Genomic DNA, 20,069 nt, shown 5'->3' with positions numbered 1-20,069 from the left:
CAACGATCAGTTCCCTGCCCCATAGGGAGAGGGGACTGACCGAGCTGGATGGGCTAATTCGGTCGACCTGAGATTCCGAGTCGAACTCAAGTTTTGAAAAGCCCAACGATCAGTTCGCTGCCCCATAGGGAGAGGGGACTGACCGAGTTGGATGGGCTAACTCCGTCGATTTGAGATTCCGAGTCGAACTCAAGTTTTGAAAAGCTCAAAGATCGGCTCCCTCTCCCTGGGGAGAGGGCTGGGGTGAGGGGTGGCCTCACCGCGTTGCCTGAGAGGTTGGGTTACTTTCTGGCGACAATCACTGCGCGCATTGGCGCTGGCAGGCCTTCGATGGTTTTGCTGTGATCTTTAGGATCAAGGAAGTCGCTCAACGACTGGTACTTCATCCACTCCGTCCCGCGTTGCTCTTCAACTGTCGTGGTGCTGACATCCACACAACGAATCTCGGTAAACCCGGCGCGGCGCAGCCACAGCTCCAGTGCCGGCACCGACGGCAAAAACCACACGTTACGCATCTGCGCATAGCGATCTTCCGGCACCAGCACCTGATGCTTGTCGCCTTCGACCACCAGCGTTTCCAGCACCAGTTCGCCGCCCTTGACCAGGCAGTCCTTCAGCGCCAGCAAATGCTCGATTGGCGAGCGACGGTGATAGAACACGCCCATGGAAAACACCGTGTCGAAACCTTCCAGATTCGCTGGCAAGTCTTCGAACGGGAACGGCAGGTGCCAGGCATTCGGCTCTGACAGATAGCGTTGCACTGCCTGGAACTGGCAGAAAAACAGCCAGTTCGGATCGACGCCAATCACGCTGTCCGCGCCAGCCCCGAGCATGCGCCACATGTAATACCCATTGCCGCAACCGACATCGAGGATGCGTTTGCCTTTGAGATCCAGATGCGGAGCGACGCGGGACCATTTCCAGTCCGAACGCCATTCAGTGTCGACATGCACGCCAAACAGATCGAACGGTCCTTTGCGCCAGGGCGACAGGCCCATCAGCGCGGTGCGCATCTGTGCGCGGGTCTCGTCGTCGCAATCGGTGTCGAGTTTGAGGCCGTTGAGCAAGTCGATTTCGCTCGGCTGGATCTTCGGCAAGGCATCCAGCGCACTCTGCCAGCGCTCCAGATCGCCGTGGCCCTTCTCCATTTTCTTGTCGAGTTGATGCTGCAAGGTGCTGGCCCATTCGGCCAGCGGTGTGCCTGCCAGGCGGCGGGCGAGGGGGGACAAATCAATCATGGCAAGGCAATCAACGAGGCAAAGTTAAGACACTGGAACCACGGCACGACTTTCGAGAACCCGGCGGCCAGCAGGCGCTCGCGGTGTTCTTCGAGGCTGTCGGGCTTCATGACGTTTTCGATGGCGCTGCGCTTTTGGGCGATTTCCAGTTCGCTGTAGCCGTTGGCGCGTTTGAACGCCACGTGCAGATCGGTGAGCAGCGCGTGTTCTTCGGCATCGTTGAAGCGCAGCTTCTCCGAAAGAATCAGCGCGCCGCCCGGCAGCAGCGAGTGGCGAACGCGCGACAGCAGCGCGGTGCGCTCATCGGGAGCGATGAATTGCAGGGTGAAGTTCAGCGCGACCACCGAGGCTGGCTGAAAATCGAGGGCGAGGATGTCGCCTTCGATGACCTCGACGGGCAGCAATTCCTGGAACATCGAATCCTGACCATTGAGGTATTCGCGGCAGCGTTCGACCATCGCTGCCGAGTTATCCACCGCGATTACCCGGCAACCGTCAGTGCGCACATGGCGACGCAGAGCTTGAGTCACGGCGCCCAGCGATGAACCCAGGTCGTAAAGCACGCTGTTCGGCTGAGCGAATTGCGCCGCGAGCACGCCGAGGTTTTCGACGATGGTCGGGTAACCCGGCACCGAGCGCTTGATCATGTCCGGAAACACCCGCACCACGTCTTCGTTGAAGGCGAAGTCAGGCACCTGGGCCAAAGGCTGGGCGAATAGGCGATCGGGTTCTTTGCTCACGGCGGTTCCGGCGGTGTCGGTGGAAAAGGCCGGCATTTTAGCCAAAGTGGCGCGCGGATGCTTGGGTTGTCTGATAAAGCACCCGTGCGAAATGTGAAATGCGCATGTGTGGCGAGGGAGCTTGCTCCCGCTGGGTTGCGAAGCGACCCAATACTCGGTGCACGCGATATTGCGAGAGTTCCCCATACGCCGGTTCTGCGGCTGCTGCGCAACCGAGCGGGAGCAAGCTCCCTCGCCACAAAAGGGCAGCGCTGGGTCTGGAAGAGCGCTGAGGGAGTCAGTTCACCGAAATGGCGCAGTCGAAGGTTTCCACTGGCAGCACTTCCGGCGCCCACGGTTGTTGCGAAGTCAGGCGCAGACGCCCGGTGCCGGGGGCGAACGCTTGGAAACGCCAGGTGGAAATGCCTGCCGAGCCGACCACGCCGGCGTCTTCAGGATTGCTGTAAACCTCGGGACTGAGCGCCCGCAGAACCCCGCCAGCAGAGTCCTGAATAGCCCAGCGATAGCCGGTGGTCGGGTTGCTCGGCAGCGTGATGATCAGGTTTTGCCCATTGCTTAAACGCACGGGGCATTCGCTTTGTTTTTCCACGGTCACGTTGTGTTTCGGTTGCGTGGCGCAGGCGGCCAGCAAGGAAAAAGCGAGGGGGACAAACAGGCGAGTGGGGGACATAAGGTCAGCAGCTCCGGCGGTTACGACGAACGGCGAGCATAACTGAAGATGGGGCGATGTGTGACTGCCGAAGTGCTGCAATGTCTGGACTGGCGCCAAGCCCTCACCCTAGCCCTCTCCCAGAGGGAGAGGGGACTGACCGGGGGATATTGGAGAGGTACGCCGACCTGAGCGTGCGTCAGCGAATCCATATTCGATCCGGTGTTTCAGTCGATGAATAGCGCAAGACCGCTCGGTCGGCTCCCTCTCCTGGGGGAGAGGGCTGGGGTGAGGGGCAACGGGCTGCCGGTCAGAACAGAACCTTCGCCACATCCGCAAACTTCTTCGCAAAGTGCACGGTAATCCCTTCCTTCAGATAATCCGGCAATTCCTCGAAGTTACCCCGGTTCGGCTCGGGCAAAATCAGCTCGAAGATCTTCTGCCGCCGCGCCGCGATCACCTTCTCGCGCACGCCGCCAATCGGCAGCACATGCCCGGTCAGCGTCAGTTCGCCGGTCATCGCCACACCTTTTTTCGGCGGTTGATTACGTGCCAGCGAAAGCAGGGCGCTGGCCATGGTCACGCCGGCGCTTGGGCCGTCCTTCGGTGTTGCGCCTTCCGGCACGTGCAGGTGAACGAAGGCCTCGTCGAAAAACTTCGCATCACCGCCGAACTGCTTGAGGTGCGAGCTGACGTAGCTGTAGGCGATTTCCGCCGACTCTTTCATTACATCGCCGAGTTGCCCGGTCAGTTTGAAGCCGCGATTGAGGGTATGAATACGCGTGGCTTCGATCGGCAACGTCGCGCCGCCCATGCTGGTCCAGGCCAGACCGGTAATCACACCGGTGCCGGACAGCACTTGTTCGTTACGAAACACCGGATGGCCCAGCGAGGCCTCGAGGTCTTTCGGGCCGAGCTTGATCACCGCTTTTGGGTCGTCGATCAGTTTCATCACCGCTTTGCGCACCAGTTTGCCCATCTGTTTTTCCAGCTGACGCACGCCGGCTTCACGGGCGTAACCGTCGATCAGGGCTTTGAGCGCGCTGTCGCTGATGCTCAGGCTGCCCTTGGACACGCCGGCCTTTTCCAGCAGCTTCGGCCACAAGTGACGCTTGGCGATGGCGACTTTTTCTTCGGTGATATAGCCCGACAGGCGAATCACTTCCATGCGGTCGAGCAATGGGCCGGGGATCGAGTCCAGGGTGTTGGCGGTGCAGACGAACAGGACTTTCGACAAGTCCATGCGCAGGTCGAGGTAATGGTCGAGGAATTCGACGTTCTGTTCCGGATCGAGGGTTTCCAGCAGCGCCGAGGCCGGGTCGCCCTGGTAGCTCTGGCCCATCTTGTCGATCTCGTCGAGCATGATCACCGGGTTCATCACTTCGACGTCCTTCAACGCCTGCACCAGTTTGCCCGGCTGCGCGCCGATGTAGGTGCGGCGATGGCCCTTGATCTCGGCTTCATCGCGCATACCGCCAAGGCTGAAGCGGTAGAACGGCCGGCCGAGGGATTCGGCGATGGATTTGCCGACGCTGGTCTTACCCACGCCCGGCGGGCCGACCAACAGCACGATGGAGCCGCTGATCTCACCTTTATACGCACCGACGGCAAGGAATTCGAGAATGCGATCCTTGATGTCGTCCAGCCCCGCGTGGTGCTTGTCGAGAATCTTGCGCGCGTGCTTGAGGTCGAGTTTGTCCTCGCCATACACGCCCCACGGCACCGAGGTCGCCCAGTCGAGATAGTTGCGCGTTACCGCGTATTCCGGCGAGCCGGTTTCGAGAATCGACAGTTTGTGGGTTTCTTCTTCAAGGCGTTTCTGCACCTGCGCTGGCAGGGTTTTGCCTTCCAGGCGCTGCTGGAACTGTTCGAGGTCGGCGCTGCGGTCGTCCTTGGTCAGGCCGAGTTCCTGCTGAATCACCTTGAGTTGTTCTTTCAAGAAGAACTCGCGCTGATGCTCGCCGATCTTGCGGTTAACTTCCGCCGAGATCTCTTTCTGCAGACGCGCGACTTCGACTTCCTTGCGCAGCATCGGCAGGACTTTTTCCATGCGCTTGAGCATCGGCACGCAGTCGAGCACTTCTTGCAGTTCAGGGCCGGTGGCGGAGGTCAGCGCGGCGGCGAAATCGGTCAGTGGCGATGGGTCGTTGGGGCTGAAGCGGTTGAGATAGTTCTTCAACTCTTCGCTGTATAGCGGGTTGAGCGGCAGCAACTCCTTGATCGCGTTGATCAGCGCCATGCCGTAGGCCTTGACCTCGTCGGTCGGCTCGGTGGGCTGGTGCGGGTATTCGACTTCGACCAGGTACGGCGGGCGGTGATGCTTGAGCCAGGTCTTGATGCGTACGCGGCTCAGGCCCTGGGCGACGAACTGCAGTTTACCGTTTTCGCGGCTGGCGTGGTGAACCTTGACCAGCGTGCCGTATTCGGGGAGGGCATCGGTGTTGAAGTGGCGCGGGTCTTCCTGCGGCGTGTCCATGAAGAACAGGGCCAGGGAGTGGTGTTCGGACTTGCTGACCAGTTCGAGGGTTTCGGCCCACGGTTCTTCATTGACGATGACCGGCAGCACTTGCGCCGGGAAGAACGGGCGGTTGTGGATCGGGATGATGTAGACCTTGTCCGGCAGGTTCTGGCCGGGCAGGGCCAGGCCTTTGCCGGAGGCGGTGTGTTCGATGTGTTCGGCTTCGGTGTAGTCGTCGGGGTTGTCTGGGAATTCTTGCTGGTCGCTCATGGGGCACCTGCGCAATGGAGTATGGGTCTTAGATGGGGCAGGGGGTGGGTGGTTTCAATGGGTGGGGGTGTTTCTGCTTGGGTGTTCAGGGTTTTGACAGGCGTCACGCTTTGGGCTTGGCGGCCTTTGGGCCGACCATGTTCTTGGGGATTTGGGTGAATATCCGTTTCTTTGGTGATGGCGGCTTAGGGTTTCGCCCTTACGGCGAGTCACCTTTTCCAAACGCCGAAAAGGTAACCGAAAAGGCTTTGCTCCTGCGTTCGGCCCGCTCGCTGTGGCTCGGGGTTCCTTCGCTCCGGGATCGATCCGGGGGGCAGCGCCTACGGTTTGCTTCGCTGCACCTCCTCTCGCTGTGTTTGGCTGCGCCAAACGGTCGCTGCGCTCCCACCCCCGGATCAATCCCGGAACGAAGCCTTCCGATGTCGCTCGTGGATCAAGATCAAGATCAAGGTCAAGAGCAGCAGCCGAGCTTGCGCTCATCCTGGAGTGGTGCGGCTGCGCCGCGGGGAGGCTGCGATTTTTGGGTTCGCTTTTGCTTTTGTAGGAGCTGCCGAAGGCTGCGATCTTTTGATCTTGATTTTGTGGGAGCTGGCTTGCCAGCGATGGCGGCCTGCCAGCCGACCAAGCCCTGCCGTTTGCGCACATTCACTGTAGGAGCTGCCGAAGGCTGCGATCTTTTGATCTTGATTTTGTGGAAGCTGGCTTGCCAGCGATGGCGGCCTGACAGCGACCAAGCCCTGCCGTTTGCGCACATTCACTGTAGGAGCTGCCGAAGGCTGCGATCTTTTGATCTTGATTTTGTGGAAGCTGGCTTGCCAGCGATGGCGGCCTGACAGCGCCCAATCACCTTCCGCCGTACTCAATCCTACTGTGGGAGTGAGCCTGCTCGCGAAAGCGGTGGGTCAGGCACCATGGATATTGGACGTGCTGACGCCTTCGCGAGCAAGCTCGGCTGCTGCATGGGTCAGTTGTTTGTGGGAGGGGTGATGTCTACGTTATCCAGCACGCGATTCACGGCCAGTTCGGCGAGCATGATGATTTGCTGGATCGCCAGAATCGTCCGTCGTTGCGGGAGATCAATGTGGGCGGCGATGTCGCTGGTCATGAGGCTGGCTTGTGCCAGGGATTCGCAGGCGTGGACCAGCAGGCTTTCGTTGTCCTGATCGGGGCCCACCTGGAACATGGTGCTGGGTTTGTGGAAGCGCAGGGTCAAGGCGTTGGGTTTGAGATAGTGGTCGAGGGCACGGTCGGCGGCGTCGTAAAATCTCTTTGAACCGGGGAATTCGTAAGATGTGGTCCCGTCCGCTTTGGGGGGTTGGGTGTTGGTTTGATCATGGTGAAGCTCCGAATGATAAGTGGGGCTGTCACTCTCAATCGCCGCGACGCGACAAAGGGTGGCAGCTGTACGCAGGTTCGCGGACCGAGCCATTCGGCAATCTCGGCATACCCGAAGGTATCCCGCGCACAGCCACCATCAAACCAAACAGCAAGCGCCTGAGCGCTCCCGTTTGGGTCGGCGATTATGCATCAAATCGAATGAACAGCTCGGGCCGCGACGCCCGGTCGCTGAATTTGCAGCGACCCTCAGAGCCTATCCACCCCATTTCCGATGCACAACCGACGCGACCTGTCGGAAAACTCCGCGTAATCACCAGCATTTGTAGGACAGGCACATTTCCCACAGCCCACGCATCTCAACCTGTGGGAGCTAGCCCTGCTAGCGATGGGGCCCTGTCAGTCAACAACGATGTTGAACGTGAGGCCCGCAATCGCTAGCAGGGCTAGCTCCCACAGGGGATATGCGGTGGATTCGAATTCGGCGTGCACAAAAAAGGCGATGCTCCTTGCGGGGCATCGCCTTTCTGCAACTACCGGTAAAACTTATTCCGACAGTTTGTACGCAATCACATAGTCACCCTGCTTGGTGCCCAGCGAGCCGTGGCCGCCTGCAACGACGAGGACGTATTGTTTGCCGTCCTTGCCGGTGTAGGTCATCGGGGTGGTCTGGGCGCCTGCTGGCAGGCGGCCTTCCCACAGTTGCTTGCCATTTTTCACATCGTAGGCGCGCAGGTACTGGTCGAGGGTGCCGCTCAGGAAGGCCACGCCACCAGCGGTGGTGAAGGTGCCGCCCAGGCTCGGTACGCCCATGCTCAGCGGGATTGGAACTGGCGAGCTGTCGCGCACGGTGCCGTTCTTGTGCATCCAGATGGTTTTGCTGGTGGTCAGGTCGACCGCCGCTACATAACCCCACGCTGGCGCCTGGCAAGGCAGGCCCATTGGCGACAGCAGTGCTTCGAGGATTACGCCGTATGGCGCGCCTTTGTTGGGCTGCACGCCTTCGGTTTCGCTCTTGCGACCCGGGCCGCCGGCCACTTCTGCGGCTGGCACCAGTTTCGAACGGAACGCCATGTAGCTTGGGTTGACGAAGGCGATCTGGCGCACCGGATCGACGGAGATGCCGCCCCAGTCAAACACGCCAAAGTTGCCTGGATAGACGATCGAGCCTTGCAGCGACGGCGGGGTGAACGGGCCGTCATAACGCAGGGACTTGAAATCGATCCGGCAGAGCATCTGGTCGAACGGCGTTACGCCCCACATGTCGCGTTCTTTGAGCGGCGGCGGCATGAAGTTGAGGTCGGATTTCGGTTGGGTCGGCGAAGTGTGATCGCCTTCCACTGCACCTTGCGGCACCGGAATCTCGTTGATCGGCACAATAGCCTTGCCGGTGTTGCGATCCAGAACGTAGATGCTGCCCTGTTTGGTCGAAGCCAGCACTGCAGGCTTCACGCCATCAGCGGTCTTGATGTCCATCACGGTTGGCTGGCCGCCGACGTCCATGTCCCACAGGTCATGGTGGGTGAACTGGAAGTTCCAGCGCACTTTGCCGGTGGCGATGTCCAGCGCGGTCAGGCCGGCTGCGTGCAGTTCCGATTCAGGGGTACGTGCACCACCAAACTGGTCCGGGGTCTGGTTGCCCATCGGCAGATACAGCATGCCGAGTTTTTCGTCGACGGCGAACATCGACCACATGTTGGGCGAGTTGCGCGTGTAGGTCTTGCCTTCGGCAATCGGCGCGGTGTCGTCCGGGTTGCCGCTGTCCCAATTCCACACCAGTTTGCCGGTGTGCACGTCGAACGCACGGATCACGCCGCTTGGCTCGTCGGTGGAGACGTTGTCGGTGACGTGACCGCCAATCACCACCAGATCTTTAGTGACCGCAGGAGGCGAAGTGGAGTAGTAGCCACCAGCGTTGAAGCCGCCGATGTTGGCAGACAGGTCGATCTGGCCTTTGTCGCCGAAGTCTTCGCACATTTTACCGGTGTCGGCGTTCAAGGCGATCAGACGGGTGTCGGCAGTTGGCAGGAAGATGCGGCGTGGGCAGGCGCTGGCCGGGGCCGGGCTGGCCGAACCGGTCGGGCTCTGCTCGGACGCGTAGACCGCGTCATCGTGGTAACTCACGCCACGGCAGGTCATGTGCGCCCAACCTTTGAAGTTGGCCGCGTTTTGCGTGCTCAGCTTCGGATCGAAACGCCAGATTTCCTTGCCCGAATCCGGATCAAGGGCAATCACTTGGCTGTGCGGAGTACACACGTAGAGCATGCCGTTGACTTTCAGCGGGGTATTTTCAGCGGTCGTTTCGCCCGGATCGTTCGGCCCAGGGATGTCGCCGGTGCGGTAAGTCCACGCCGGTACCAGTTTGCTTACGTTGGCCGGTGTGATCTGCGCCAGTGGCGAATAACGGTCACCGTGGGCGCTGCGGCCGTAGGAGTTCCAGTCACCGTCGGGCATGGCCGGGGCGGTGTTGGTCATGCCTTCGACGCTGTCGCGATCCAGTTGACCTTTGATTTCACCCGGGTTGGTGAATTGGCTGGCCAACGCAGTCAGGCCTGCCAGCACTACGGCCACGCTCAAGGCGCCGGTGCCCATCGGGGCAGGGCCGTTGAGCAGCAGCGGACGGCGGAACCATGGCAGCAACATGACCAGGCCGAGGGCGAACAGCATCGCCAGACGCGGCACAAGTTGCCACCAGTCCAGACCGACTTCCCACAGCGCCCACACGGTGCTGGCAAACAGCACGATGGCGTACAGGCCCAATGCCGCGCGACGGCGCATCAACAGCAGAATGCCGGTGATCGCAATGCCGATACCTGCCAGCAGGTAATACAGCGAGCCGCCGAGCATGCTCAGCTTGATACCCCCGGCCAGCATGGCCAGGCCCATGAGTAGAAGCAGGATGCCGAGCAGGCTTGGCAACAGCCGGCCCCGACTCGAAGCACTTTCGGTGCTCATAGTGTGATTCTCCGTGACGTTTTATGTAGTCCCACGCTGTAGTCACTGTAGATGACGATTTGGCGCGGGCATGGTTCAGATAAAAAACTTGTCCAGCTAATGAAATGCATGGGCCCCTGTGGGAGCTGGCTCGCCAGCGATGGCGATTTCAGGTTCAACAATGAAGCCGCCAGATAAATTGCTATCGCTGGCAAGCCAGCTCCCACACGGGTTTTCGCTAATTTTTAGAACGAAGACTGGATCTTGATCCCGCCAATCAGGGCGTCGTCGACGTCGTTCACGCCACCGGGGTGGCGGATGTATTGCAGGTTCGGGCGCACGGTCAGCCAGTTCGTCAGGTGCACGCCGTAATACAGTTCGGCGCTGTATTCAGTGTCCTGCGGCGGCAGGAACCCTGGGTTGTCGTAGTCGTAGACTGCGGCGGCGCGGTTGCTCGCTTCAGCGTTTTTGCGAAAGGCGGGGTTGACGTGCACGCGGGCGAGGGCGAAACCAATGTCGTCCTTGGCACGGGCATCGAACGGACCTTTATAGGTGAGGCCGGCCTGAACGTAGTTGTCGATGGCGTTGGTTTTCTTGTCGTGCATCGTCGTGTTGGCGAACACACTCAAGCCGCGGCTGTTATCGCTGGCGACGCTGGTGATCTGCTGTTGCGCGCCCAGCCACACGCCGTGCTTGCTCGATGCGCTGCGGTAGGCTTCGCCGCTGAGGGCGGCAGGCTGGCCGTTGTGGTCTTTGTAAACGTCGGTGGCCTTGGCGTTGCTGTAGTAATAACCGGCGCGGTATTCGCCTGGCAGACCATTGAGCTTCGGCGTCCACACCAGTTCGACCGGCAGGATCGCGCCTTGAGTGCCGCTGCCGCTGAGCTTGAAGCCGTTGCCACGATCCAGGTTCGACGGGTTCTGCTCATAGACGCCGACTTGAGCATAGAGCTCCGGGGTCAGGTGATATTTGACGCGCATCGCCCATTGGCTGACCGGCCAGTTGTACCAGATGCCGCCGACCCAGTTGCCGACCTGCGAACCGCAGAACGCGAGGTTCTGGAAGTCGCACGGGAACGTATTGAAGTCTTCGCCTTCGCCAAAACGGCCGACCTTGATGTCGAGTTTCTGATCGAAGAATTTCTGCTGATACCACATCTGCGTCAGGCGCGTGGTCTGGCCACGGCCCCAGGCCTCCTGAGCGGAGGTAAAGCCGCCCACGCGTGGATCGTTGATGCGATCGTTGCTGATATTGTTGCCGCTGCGTTTGGTGATGGTCAGCTGAAACTCGGCGTCGTCCCAGCCGAGGATCTTCTGCAGATCCAGATGCGTACCCAGACCGAATTGATCACTGTAGCGTGCAGTGCGGTCGTGGTCGTAGCCGCCATGCAGATTACTCCCCATTTCGCCGGTGTAATCGAGTTTGAAGTCGTAGCCTTTTTCCGAGAGTTCTGTGCGCGTGCCGTTCCAGTCCCCAAGCATGTACGGGGATTCACTGTCGAACGCGGGCGCCGCTTGGGCGCAGGCGGCGAGACCGAGGGCCGTGCAGCCGCCAAGTGTGCGCAAAATCGAGATAGCGCTATCTCGGGAGAAGGAAAAATCAGGCATGGTTAAGTCTTTTTTTGGTGTTTTCTGAGTGCATTTCGAGCGCTTCAATATGTCGCAGGCAGTGAAGCGATTCAGCGGAAGGGCGGCAGGATAATGATCTGTTACAAAAAGACAAAGGCCTTTTGTGAACATGCATCGTTTCGGATTTGGTAACAGTGCGGCAAACCGGCGCATTGTGGAGCGCAGCGCAGCCTGCGATGTTTTCAGGTTGGCCTACATTTGAAGGTAGGTCTTCCACCCGCCCGGCCCCTCGGCTAAGGTGCGCGGCTTCTGCATTTCACTTCGCCCAAAGGCCTGGCATGAACGAACAAACCCCGGATCCGCTGCATGGCGTGACCCTTGAACAGATTCTCAACGCCCTGGTGACCCACTACGAATGGTCGGGGCTGGCCGAGCGTATCGATATCCGCTGCTTCAAGAGCGATCCGAGCATCAAGTCGAGCCTGACTTTTCTGCGCAAAACGCCGTGGGCGCGGGAGAAGGTCGAGCGTCTGTACGTGAAGCTGATGCGCACCAAGCGACCGCTTTGACATGCACAGCGCGAGGCGGCGACGCCTGATCACCTGCGCCGCCATATTGGGCTGGGCGGGATTGAGTATTCAGCTTTACTTGATCTTCTTTGCACGAATGAGCGTCGGCGCCAGCCTGCTGGGTGGGGTGGTGAGCTTCTTCAGCTACTTCACCATTCTGACCAATACGCTGGTGGCGACGGTGCTGACCTGTGCCGTGACTGATCGCCAATCCGCTGCACGCCGCTGGTTTTTGCAGCCGTGGGTCAGTAGTGGAATTGCCGTGAGCATCGCCGTGGTCGGCCTCGCCTACAGCATTCTGCTGAGGCATTTGTGGCATCCCGAAGGCTGGCAATTCGTCGCCGATGAACTGCTGCACGACGTGATGCCGCTGTTGTACCTCGGCTATTGGTGGTGTTGCGTAGCCAAAGGTTCGTTGCGCTGGTGGCATCTGCCGGTGTGGCTGATCTATCCGTTGGTGTATTTCATTTACGCCTTGCTGCGCGGACATTTGCTCGGTGCGTATGCGTATCCGTTCATTGATGTTGCAGCGCTGGGTTATCCACAGGTCCTGATCAATGCCGGGGGGATATTGGCGGGGTTTGTGCTGATCGGGTCGCTGATCATTGGCCTCGACCGCTGGCAGTCAGCACGAAGTTAAGGTTTATGTAGGAGCTGCCGCAGGCTGCGATCTTTTGACGTTGATTTCGCAAAAAAAAGATCAAAAGATCGCAGCCTCCGGCAGCTCCTACAAGGGATCTCATTCCTCTTCGGAACCCTCGGCGCGCCAGTAGCCTGCGGCCTTGATGAATTGCTCATCGAGCCCGTGTTCATCGATCAGCACGCGACGAATCTGCCGCGAGACCTTGGTTTCGGTGGCCACCCACGCATACAGATTGCCCTTGGGCACCTGCAATTGTTTGATCGTGGTCAGCAGGTTGTCACGGCCACCTTCGCGCAACACCCAAATGACATTGACTTGCGCGTCGCTTTCCAGCACTTGCTGTTCGCCGCCGTTCTCGACTTCGATCACCACCAGAGCCTTGCGATTCGCCGCCAGGCCTTCCAGCCGCCGGGCGATGGCGGGCAGGGCGGTTTCGTCGCCGATCAGTAGATAACTTTCGAAGATGTCCGGCACGATCATCGATCCACGCGGCCCGCCGATGTGCAGAAATTGCCCCGGTGCGGCCTGTTCTGCCCAAGTCGAGGCAGGGCCGTCGCCGTGCAGCACGAAGTCGATGTCCAGCTCCATTTTCTCCAGGTCGTAGCGGCGCGGCGTGTAGTCGCGCATCTCCGGTTTCGGCCCGTCATCCTTGCCTGCACCGAGCACCATTGTGTCCAGCGCCGCAGCTTGTTCGGCGTTCTGCGGGAACAGCAGTTTGACGTGGTCGTCGCTGCCCAGACTGACGAACCCGGCCAGTTCCGGCCCGCCGAGAGTGATGCGTCGCATGCGCGGTGTCAGGTTGACCACACGCAGGACTTGCAGCTTGCGGCGTTTGATTTCGTGCATCACGCGGTGAATGGTTTGGGTATCGACTTCAGTCATTCCGGTTTCTCCTGTGCAGAAGGCACGGCAGGCCCGTCAACGATGGCTTTGGCAGTGTCGTTGAGCAGATCACGCACGCGCAGGATTTCTTCGGCGCTCCAGCGCCCATGGTGCATTTGCAGGGCGTGACGCAAATTGTGCACCGCTTCATGGATCTCCGCGGGACGGTCATGGCCGCGTAGCGAGCGTTTGCTGACGTCGATGCGCATGCGCACGCCGTCCAGCGCCACGGCTTGTTCAGCTAAAGACGAGCGTCCGGCGTCGGTGACGCTGTAGCGTTTCTTTCCGCCGCCGGCGTCGCCGCTAATCAGGTCGCTCTCTTCCAGAAAGGTCAGAGTCGGGTAAATCACGCCGGGGCTGGGACTGTACGCGCCGTCGAACATGCCTTCGATCTGGCGGATCAGGTCATAACCGTGGCAGGGCTGTTCGGCGATCAACGCCAGCAACAGCAGTTTCAAATCGCCGGGAGCGAAGACACGCGGGCCACGGCCGCCGCGTTCGCGACCGGGGCGTTTCTCGAAACCGTCGCGGCCGTCGCCGTGTTCGCGGTGGGGGGAATGAGGGTCTCTCATTTTCATATTTCTCTCTCGTCGTATTTAGATACAACTTAAGATATATCTTAAGCGTCTGGCAAGCGCGTTTTTGTCAGACGGCTCCTTCAGCCGACCAGCGGTGGCGTGCGAAATGCCTGAATACGTGCGCGGCATCAGCAGCGTTTTTTTCACCGGGGTTGAAGTTGGTGATAGTGTCCTGAAAGTTAAAGCTATCACTCTATTAATTATCGGCTTATATTGCTTTTGCCCAGTTTCATTAGTTGTAGTTGCTGTATGCTTTTTTGCCGAAAACTGTATGTAGGGCGTAACTTACAGCTATCGTTTTCAATTTTGGTTTTCTGTTCTTTTTTCTTTCCATACCTATGGCGCTTGAACTACACGTCTGTGGGAAGTTACTTGCTTACAATCCGAGGCTAACCGCCGATCATGTGCGGGCATTGAAAGTTCAAGCAGCATGGCTTTATTCAGGCAGGCGCTGTTTGAACTTTCAATGAACCCCCTTTGATTAGACAGGTAATGAATGATGTTCAAGAAAATTGCATTTGCAGCACCTTTGGCCATGCTGGCGCTAGGTTCCTCGATGGCTTTCGGCGCCGGTGAAGCGCGTCACTCCATCAGCCTGATCGCACACGTGCCGACCAATGGTTTTTACGTGGTGCCAGTAGACCCGGATCTGGTTAACAAGGACCAGGACATGAGCTACCAGCCAAGCACCGGGAAAATGGGCGAAATCAACGGCTTCTTCGACGTACGCAACAATAACGGCTCGGTTCACGCCAGCCTGGTCAGCTCGCCACGACTGATCTCCGGCGCTGCTGCCATCGATCTGCAGGTCAAGTTCAACAACACCGTGCTGAGCACCACGCCGCAACTGGTGGTCGGTGAAGCCGAGTCTGATGCGAACTTCCGTGCGCCTCTGAAGATTGCCGCGCTGGGTAACAACTTCCAGCCGGGCGATTACACCGGTGCGGTGACGATGATGTTCGACGCGGTGCCACCAATCGTTCAATGAGTCTGAACTTCGCACTTTGCGCCGACGATTGAATCAATCGGCGCCTGCCGGCCGGTCAAGACATCCCCACTTGTCCGGTCGGATTTTTACTTGTGGCAAACAAGAGTATTAGTTCATGTTCCCGATGACGCCCATCGCGGCTGTGTTTGCGCTTTTATTTAGCGCCACGGCAGTGGCAGCTACGGCTGCTCCCGGTACGACTCCGCGAAGTTTGCTGGCCCAGGCAAAAGGTTTGCCTGCGGAATTCGAAGAGCATTTTTTTGATGTACCGCTGGCCGTTCGAGTAGAACTCGATCAACAATTTCTCGGTGAGGCGATGGTCGTGCTTTCGCGCGATGATCGCGTCACCCTGCTGGAATTCACTGACACCAGCGAAAGCCGTTTCACTGGCGCTGAGCGCGAAACCTGGGCCAACTATCTCAAACCCGGCGTGCCGCTGGGTGGTTGCGCCGGTCAATGCCCGCCGCAGATGCTGGCGGTGCACTACAACCTGGAAAGCTCGCTGCTGTCGATCGTGACTGAAAACGCCGAGCGCGACGGCGAAGCCAAGCTGTATTACGAGCAGCCCGACGGCGGCAGCAGCGGGCTGATCGTGCGCAATCAGCTCAATCTCAATGGTGGCCAGGAACAAGACCTCGGCGGACGTTTCGGTCTACAGGCGAGCAGCAGCCTCGGCAACTGGAGCCAGACGTTCAACATGCAGCTGGCACGCCTCGGTGCGCCGGATGACAAGCTCTATCACGCCGTCCACGAACTGTTCACCCAGCGCGAAATGCAGGGCAGCTTTTTCCGGCTCGGCTACTTCACGCCCAACTCGGAGGGCCTGACCCGCCAGCCGCGAGCGTTCGGCACCAGCCCCGACACGGCCGTAGGCCTGATGTATGGCAGCTCTGACAGTCTGGCGGTGAACAATCCGAAACCCAGCGTTTACCCGGTGTATGTCACCGCCAATCGCCAGGCCTCCGTGGAGATCTGGCGTGATGGCTTGCTGATCAATACCCAATCGGTGCCGGCCGGCCTGCAAACCCTCGATACGCGACCATTGCCTGGGGGGATCTACGAAGTGGAAGTGCGCCTGATCGAAGACGGCCAGACCACTTCGACCACCCAGGAGCTGATCTACAAGCCGAGCAACTGGCGCAACGTTGAAGATCGCTGGCGCTACAACGTGTTCGCCGGCCAGGAAAGCAAGCTGTTGAGCAACTGGGAACAGCAGGCCAGCGGCGATGCAACTGCCGGCGCCTCGCTCAATTATCTGCTGCACCCGCGGGTGATCCTTGGCCTGTCGGCGCGTCAGGTACGGGAAAAACTGCAGTACGGCAGTTCCGTCGACTGGACGCTGGCGAACAACACCAGCGTGTTCGCCAACTTCTACCAGACCGAGGACTACGGCACCGGCGTCGATCTGCAAGGCCTGTACAACTACGGTTCCGGCAGCCTGGTGATCAGCCACAACCGCAGTTGGCTCGACACTACTAACACCTACGATTACCTGCCCGATGGCACCCGTCTGCGCCAACGCAATGTGTTTATCGGTCAGACCAGCAGTTCTTCGCTGGCGCTCAACCAGCGCATCAGTCGCACCAGTTCGCTCAACGCACGGGTGGCGCACAGTGAGGGCAACAGCGAAGGCGCCAGCCTCGATCTGGGCTGGACGCAACGCACTGAACTGTTCGGTAACGATGCCAGTTGGCGCCTGTCGCTGTTCGATCGCCCGGGCACTTACAGCAGTGGCGATGCGCGCAGTCGCGGGGTTGATCTGAGCGTCAATCTGGCGCTGGGCACGCCGGGCCACCAGCTCTCGGCAAGCATTGGCTCGCGCACCGCGCGCGATGGAGGACGCGACAACAACGCCTCCATCGGATACCGCAAGGACTGGCAGGATCACGTTCTGCAAAGTGTCTCGGTGACCGCGCTGACCGACACCTACGGCATCGGCCTCAACAGCCTGGCGAACTTCAAGACCGATGCGGTGGCCGGCGACGGATTCCTCCAGCGTTCGTCCTACAACGGCAACTACACCGGTGGCCTGAACCTCGACAGCACCGTGGCCGTCGGCGCGCAGCAAATCGTCATGACCAGTCAGCATCAGGGCGAGGGGGCGGGGATGATCATTGATGTCGAGTCCGATATCGACGGCATTGCCTTGCGTGCCGATGACATGAGCGGCGGCAGCGCTGTGCTCAAGCCGGGGCGCAACTTTGTGCCGATCACCGCTTACAAAAACAGCTCGGTCAGTTTCGACTTCGACGGCAGCCACGTGCCAGCGGCCAACATCGCGCCGCAACGCACCTCGTACCACATCAACAAGGGCGGCGTGGAGTATCGCAAGATCAGCGTGATGCGCACGGTGACGGTGCTTGGCCGTCTGGTGAATGCGCAGGGGCAGCCGCTCAAAGGGCACCACATCATCAACCACGCCAGTCGCGGCGTGAGCGAAGTCGATGGCTTCTTCTCGATGGAAATGAACGCCGGTTCACCCACCCTGCAAGTGCGTCGTGCCGATCAGCTGTTGTGCCAGTTTCGTCTGGACGCCGGCCAGCATCGCCTCGAAAACGACGTGTTGATGATCGGTGATCTGCGCTGCACGCCGGACACCCTTGCCGACGCAACCTTTACCGATCAGAACGCGGGTTAAACGATGAAAAAAATCATGTGTGGCCTCGGTCTTTCGGCCATTTTCTGTACGTCGGCCGTTGAGGCCGCCAGTGTGGAAATCCGGGCATCGTTTACGCCCGACTCTGCCCAGCCCAACAAAAATGTATTCACCAACAAGACGCCCAATAGTGGCTATTGCACCCTTGATCCTGCGGTCTGTACTCAGCAGAACATTTTCAGTATTGAGGTTCCGGTCCGCTTTACTTCAAGCCGTCCCTTGATTCCCGGAGACATTGTGTCAGTGATAGCGCCAGCCAGCTGGCGGCGACTCACAGTCATCAACAATGAGACTCAAGAGTCGGAAGAGGTCGAGATACGTATCGTTGGCATGGGATCGGACCTGCAAATGAGCGCGCCAGTCACTGATCTGACGCAAGAGCCGAACGTTCTCAAAGCCCATCAAAAATTGTGGCGGACCAGCAGTTGGGTCTATGCCACGCCGCCCTGTGTCTATAGCGGTGTCGGCTATTACACACCTTCGACCTATCGGTTTTTCTGGAAAACCCCCTTGGAGCAGGAATGCGTAAAGCAGCCTGCTTATGCGATCCCGCGTCTTTCCTCCAACAATATCGACTTCGCTTATGAGTTGCGCACTCCCAATCCTCTGCGTATGTCGAGTGGTTCGTATACGGGGTCGATGATGTATGGGATAGGCCCTTCAGCAGGTAGTGGCAGTTTTTATCTAGGGCCGTTGATGATCCCGGATGACGACAGCCTGACCCTGAATTTCGTGCTCGACGTCCAGCACACGCTCAAGGTCGACATTCCTCCTGGTGGCGAAAAAATCAGATTGGAACCGGCGGGTGGCTGGCAGCAGTGGATGCAATCCGGCCGACGGCCGACGCGTCTGTTTCGCGACCAGACCTTCCTGATTTCCGCCTCATCGAAATTCAAGATGCGCGTTGAGTGCGAACTCCAAGTGATTCGAGGGTGTGGCATTCGCGATGACGTGACAGGCGTCGGTGGTTCAGTGGTTGTCAGTGTGAGTTTGCCGGACGGCCTGACTGATGACGCGGGAAATCCCGTCAAGAAATACCCGTTGAGCGAGTCCAACTCAGGCATGTTCCAACCGGGGCAATACGTCGATCGAAAACCCGGCGTACTGCATTTTGAAATGTCGGAAGCGGACACCGCTTATCTGATACGAAAAAATGAGGGAAGGCCCTTCCGCGGGCTGATTTCGGTGATCTGGGACTCGCAGATATGAGTGTGCTGATGATGAAGTGTGGCGGGGCTTTCCCAACATTTGTGAGGTTGTCGATGATGCGTCTGCTTTTCACCGTTCTGCTGGTGGCCTGGTATTCCTCTGATGTCCTGGCGGGGCCCAATATCAACATCGGGGTGGTCTACGACTACCTTGAAGGCGACAAAAGTACCTATCTGAAGCGGGTCTACAACAGCGGCGACAGCACCGCGTTCGTCAAGATCAACGTTCTGGAAATCATCTATGACGCCGACGGAAAGTCCAGCGAAGTGCCTATCGTGGCGCAGGCCGGTGGCCGCGCCCGCGATGGTCTGATGGCCAGCCCGGCGCGCTTGATCGTGCCGGCCGGCGGCATGCAGGGCACGCGCCTTTTGTACATGGGCGAGCGCGACAAGGAGCGTTACTTCCGGGTGCGTTTCGTTCCGGTGGTGCCGGAAAAGGAAGACGAATTCGCCGTCTCCAGCGAAGAACGCGAGGAATATAAAAAGAACCTGACCGCAGGCGTCAACGTCATGGCCGGTTTCGGCACGGTGTTTTTTGTCCGACCGAAGGACAGCCGTTACGACACCGTGATCGACGACGGCCCGTCCCGTTATCAATTGCGCAATAACGGCAATACCGTGGTGGTGATCGACGAATTTCGCAACTGCGATATAAAAAACGAAACCGACTGCGCACCGACCACCAAACACCATGTGCTCGCGGGCAAGGCTTTTGGGTTCGACAAGCAACCGGGACGCGAATACCGCTTCAGGCTAATCGAGGGGGCGAGCCAGAAAGACCAGCGCGTCGTCAGCCGATGAGGAGTCAGATCAGTGAATGGTTTCATGAGTTTTTGCAGATGGCAGGTGGCTGCATGAGCAGGCAACGGATGATAGCCATCGGTGCTGGCGCCGTGCTGTGGGCGTCTTCGTCGGCTTACGCGGCGCGTGAAATACGCGAATTCGAAGTGTCGGCGAGTATCCCGACCGAGCAGTTCTACGTGACCCCGGCCGAGCCGGACTGGATTCATCGCGAGCAGGTGTTGCCGTGGGACACACACACCGCGAGCCTGGGCACCCTGCGCAGAAATTTCGACGTGCTGAATGATTCCGGGGCCATCCTGGCTCGCCTGGAACAACTGCCGGTGTTGATCAATCCTTCGCAGACCCACGCCATTTATCTGCGGGTGCTGTTCAACGGGCATGAACTGAATACCAATTCGCCGGCCCTGGAAGTCGTGCCCGCCGAGATTGCCATGGCCGGCGCCCGCGTGCCGTTGGATATTGAAGTGCGAACACCGCCGACCGGTTATGTGCCAGGAGACTATTACGGCAATGTGCTGCTCATGTTCACCGCAGCGGCGCCGTGAGTTT

General features: G+C 59.2%; 15 protein-coding genes and 1 pseudogene. 7 read left to right on the top strand and 9 right to left on the bottom strand.

Going from position 1 to position 20,069, the window contains the following annotated elements; genetic code table 11:
- Nucleotides 1-281: 281 nt before the first annotated feature.
- The 7 genes and pseudogenes from cmoB to EL257_RS21705 all read right to left on the bottom strand — a co-directional run bounded on the left by cmoB (nt 282) and on the right by EL257_RS21705 (nt 11,231).
- Nucleotides 282-1,238 carry a tRNA 5-methoxyuridine(34)/uridine 5-oxyacetic acid(34) synthase CmoB gene (gene cmoB / locus EL257_RS21735; protein ID WP_126366092.1) on the bottom strand — a complete coding sequence of 319 codons (957 nt, stop codon included), beginning with the start codon at nt 1,236-1,238 and terminating at the stop codon, nt 282-284.
- Nucleotides 1,235-2,014 (bottom strand): carboxy-S-adenosyl-L-methionine synthase CmoA, encoded by a 780-nt coding sequence (cmoA, locus tag EL257_RS21730; protein WP_172604511.1) that lies wholly within the window; start codon nt 2,012-2,014, stop codon nt 1,235-1,237. The genes cmoB and cmoA overlap by 4 nt, the downstream gene beginning before the upstream one ends.
- A gap of 241 nt (nt 2,015-2,255) precedes the next feature.
- Complete coding sequence (locus EL257_RS21725) at nt 2,256-2,648, bottom strand: protease inhibitor I42 family protein (protein ID WP_126366088.1); 393 nt, start codon at nt 2,646-2,648, stop codon at nt 2,256-2,258.
- 289 nt (nt 2,649-2,937) lie between these two features.
- Nucleotides 2,938-5,355 (bottom strand): endopeptidase La, encoded by a 2,418-nt coding sequence (lon, locus tag EL257_RS21720; protein WP_126366086.1) that lies wholly within the window; start codon nt 5,353-5,355, stop codon nt 2,938-2,940.
- 964 nt (nt 5,356-6,319) lie between these two features.
- A pseudogene (locus EL257_RS21715) lies at nt 6,320-6,690 on the bottom strand (DUF6124 family protein).
- Nucleotides 6,691-7,236: 546 nt separating this feature from the next.
- Complete coding sequence (locus tag EL257_RS21710; protein ID WP_126366084.1) at nt 7,237-9,645, bottom strand: glucose/quinate/shikimate family membrane-bound PQQ-dependent dehydrogenase; 2,409 nt, start codon at nt 9,643-9,645, stop codon at nt 7,237-7,239.
- A gap of 224 nt (nt 9,646-9,869) precedes the next feature.
- Nucleotides 9,870-11,231 (bottom strand): carbohydrate porin, encoded by a 1,362-nt coding sequence (locus tag EL257_RS21705; protein ID WP_126366082.1) that lies wholly within the window; start codon nt 11,229-11,231, stop codon nt 9,870-9,872.
- Between the two features lie 299 nt (nt 11,232-11,530).
- Here EL257_RS21705 and EL257_RS21700 point away from each other — a divergent pair, with 299 nt between their 5' ends.
- The gene (locus EL257_RS21700; RefSeq protein ID WP_016987543.1) at nt 11,531-11,761 is read left to right on the top strand and encodes a VF530 family DNA-binding protein; all 231 of its coding nucleotides are present in this window, start codon (nt 11,531-11,533) and stop codon (nt 11,759-11,761) included.
- Nucleotide 11,762: 1 nt separating this feature from the next.
- A complete protein-coding gene (locus EL257_RS21695; RefSeq protein WP_126366080.1) occupies nt 11,763-12,401 on the top strand; it encodes a Pr6Pr family membrane protein in 639 nt (212 codons plus the stop codon).
- Nucleotides 12,402-12,500: 99 nt separating this feature from the next.
- On the opposite strand, the gene EL257_RS21690 is transcribed toward EL257_RS21695, so the two are convergent.
- Together EL257_RS21690 and EL257_RS21685 are read right to left on the bottom strand one after the other, a co-directional pair.
- Nucleotides 12,501-13,286 carry a siderophore-interacting protein gene (locus EL257_RS21690; protein ID WP_126366078.1) on the bottom strand — a complete coding sequence of 262 codons (786 nt, stop codon included), beginning with the start codon at nt 13,284-13,286 and terminating at the stop codon, nt 12,501-12,503.
- Nucleotides 13,283-13,858 carry a PadR family transcriptional regulator gene (locus EL257_RS21685; protein ID WP_126368225.1) on the bottom strand — a complete coding sequence of 192 codons (576 nt, stop codon included), beginning with the start codon at nt 13,856-13,858 and terminating at the stop codon, nt 13,283-13,285. Before EL257_RS21685 ends, EL257_RS21690 begins: the two co-directional genes overlap by 4 nt.
- Nucleotides 13,859-14,363: 505 nt before the next feature.
- Here EL257_RS21685 and EL257_RS21680 point away from each other — a divergent pair.
- From EL257_RS21680 to EL257_RS21660, 5 genes are all read left to right on the top strand, one after another.
- Complete coding sequence (locus EL257_RS21680; protein WP_126366076.1) at nt 14,364-14,852, top strand: CS1 type fimbrial major subunit; 489 nt, start codon at nt 14,364-14,366, stop codon at nt 14,850-14,852.
- 115 nt (nt 14,853-14,967) lie between these two features.
- Complete coding sequence (locus tag EL257_RS21675; protein WP_126366074.1) at nt 14,968-17,490, top strand: CS1-pili formation C-terminal domain-containing protein; 2,523 nt, start codon at nt 14,968-14,970, stop codon at nt 17,488-17,490.
- 3 nt (nt 17,491-17,493) lie between these two features.
- Nucleotides 17,494-18,717, top strand: coding sequence for a hypothetical protein (locus tag EL257_RS21670; RefSeq protein WP_126366072.1), 1,224 nt, complete (start codon nt 17,494-17,496; stop codon nt 18,715-18,717).
- Nucleotides 18,718-18,773: 56 nt separating this feature from the next.
- Nucleotides 18,774-19,517, top strand: a complete 744-nt coding sequence (locus EL257_RS21665; RefSeq protein ID WP_126368223.1) for a molecular chaperone — start codon at nt 18,774-18,776, stop codon at nt 19,515-19,517.
- 53 nt (nt 19,518-19,570) lie between these two features.
- A complete protein-coding gene (locus EL257_RS21660; RefSeq protein WP_126366070.1) occupies nt 19,571-20,065 on the top strand; it encodes a CS1 type fimbrial major subunit in 495 nt (164 codons plus the stop codon).
- The last annotated feature ends 4 nt before the right edge of the window (nt 20,066-20,069 follow it).

The sequence above is a fragment of the Pseudomonas fluorescens genome, from assembly GCF_900636825.1.
GTDB lineage: Bacteria > Pseudomonadota > Gammaproteobacteria > Pseudomonadales > Pseudomonadaceae > Aquipseudomonas > Aquipseudomonas fluorescens_BG.
The sequence above is the reverse complement of the archived record's forward strand: the minus strand, read 5'-3'. Positions and strand labels throughout refer to the sequence as shown.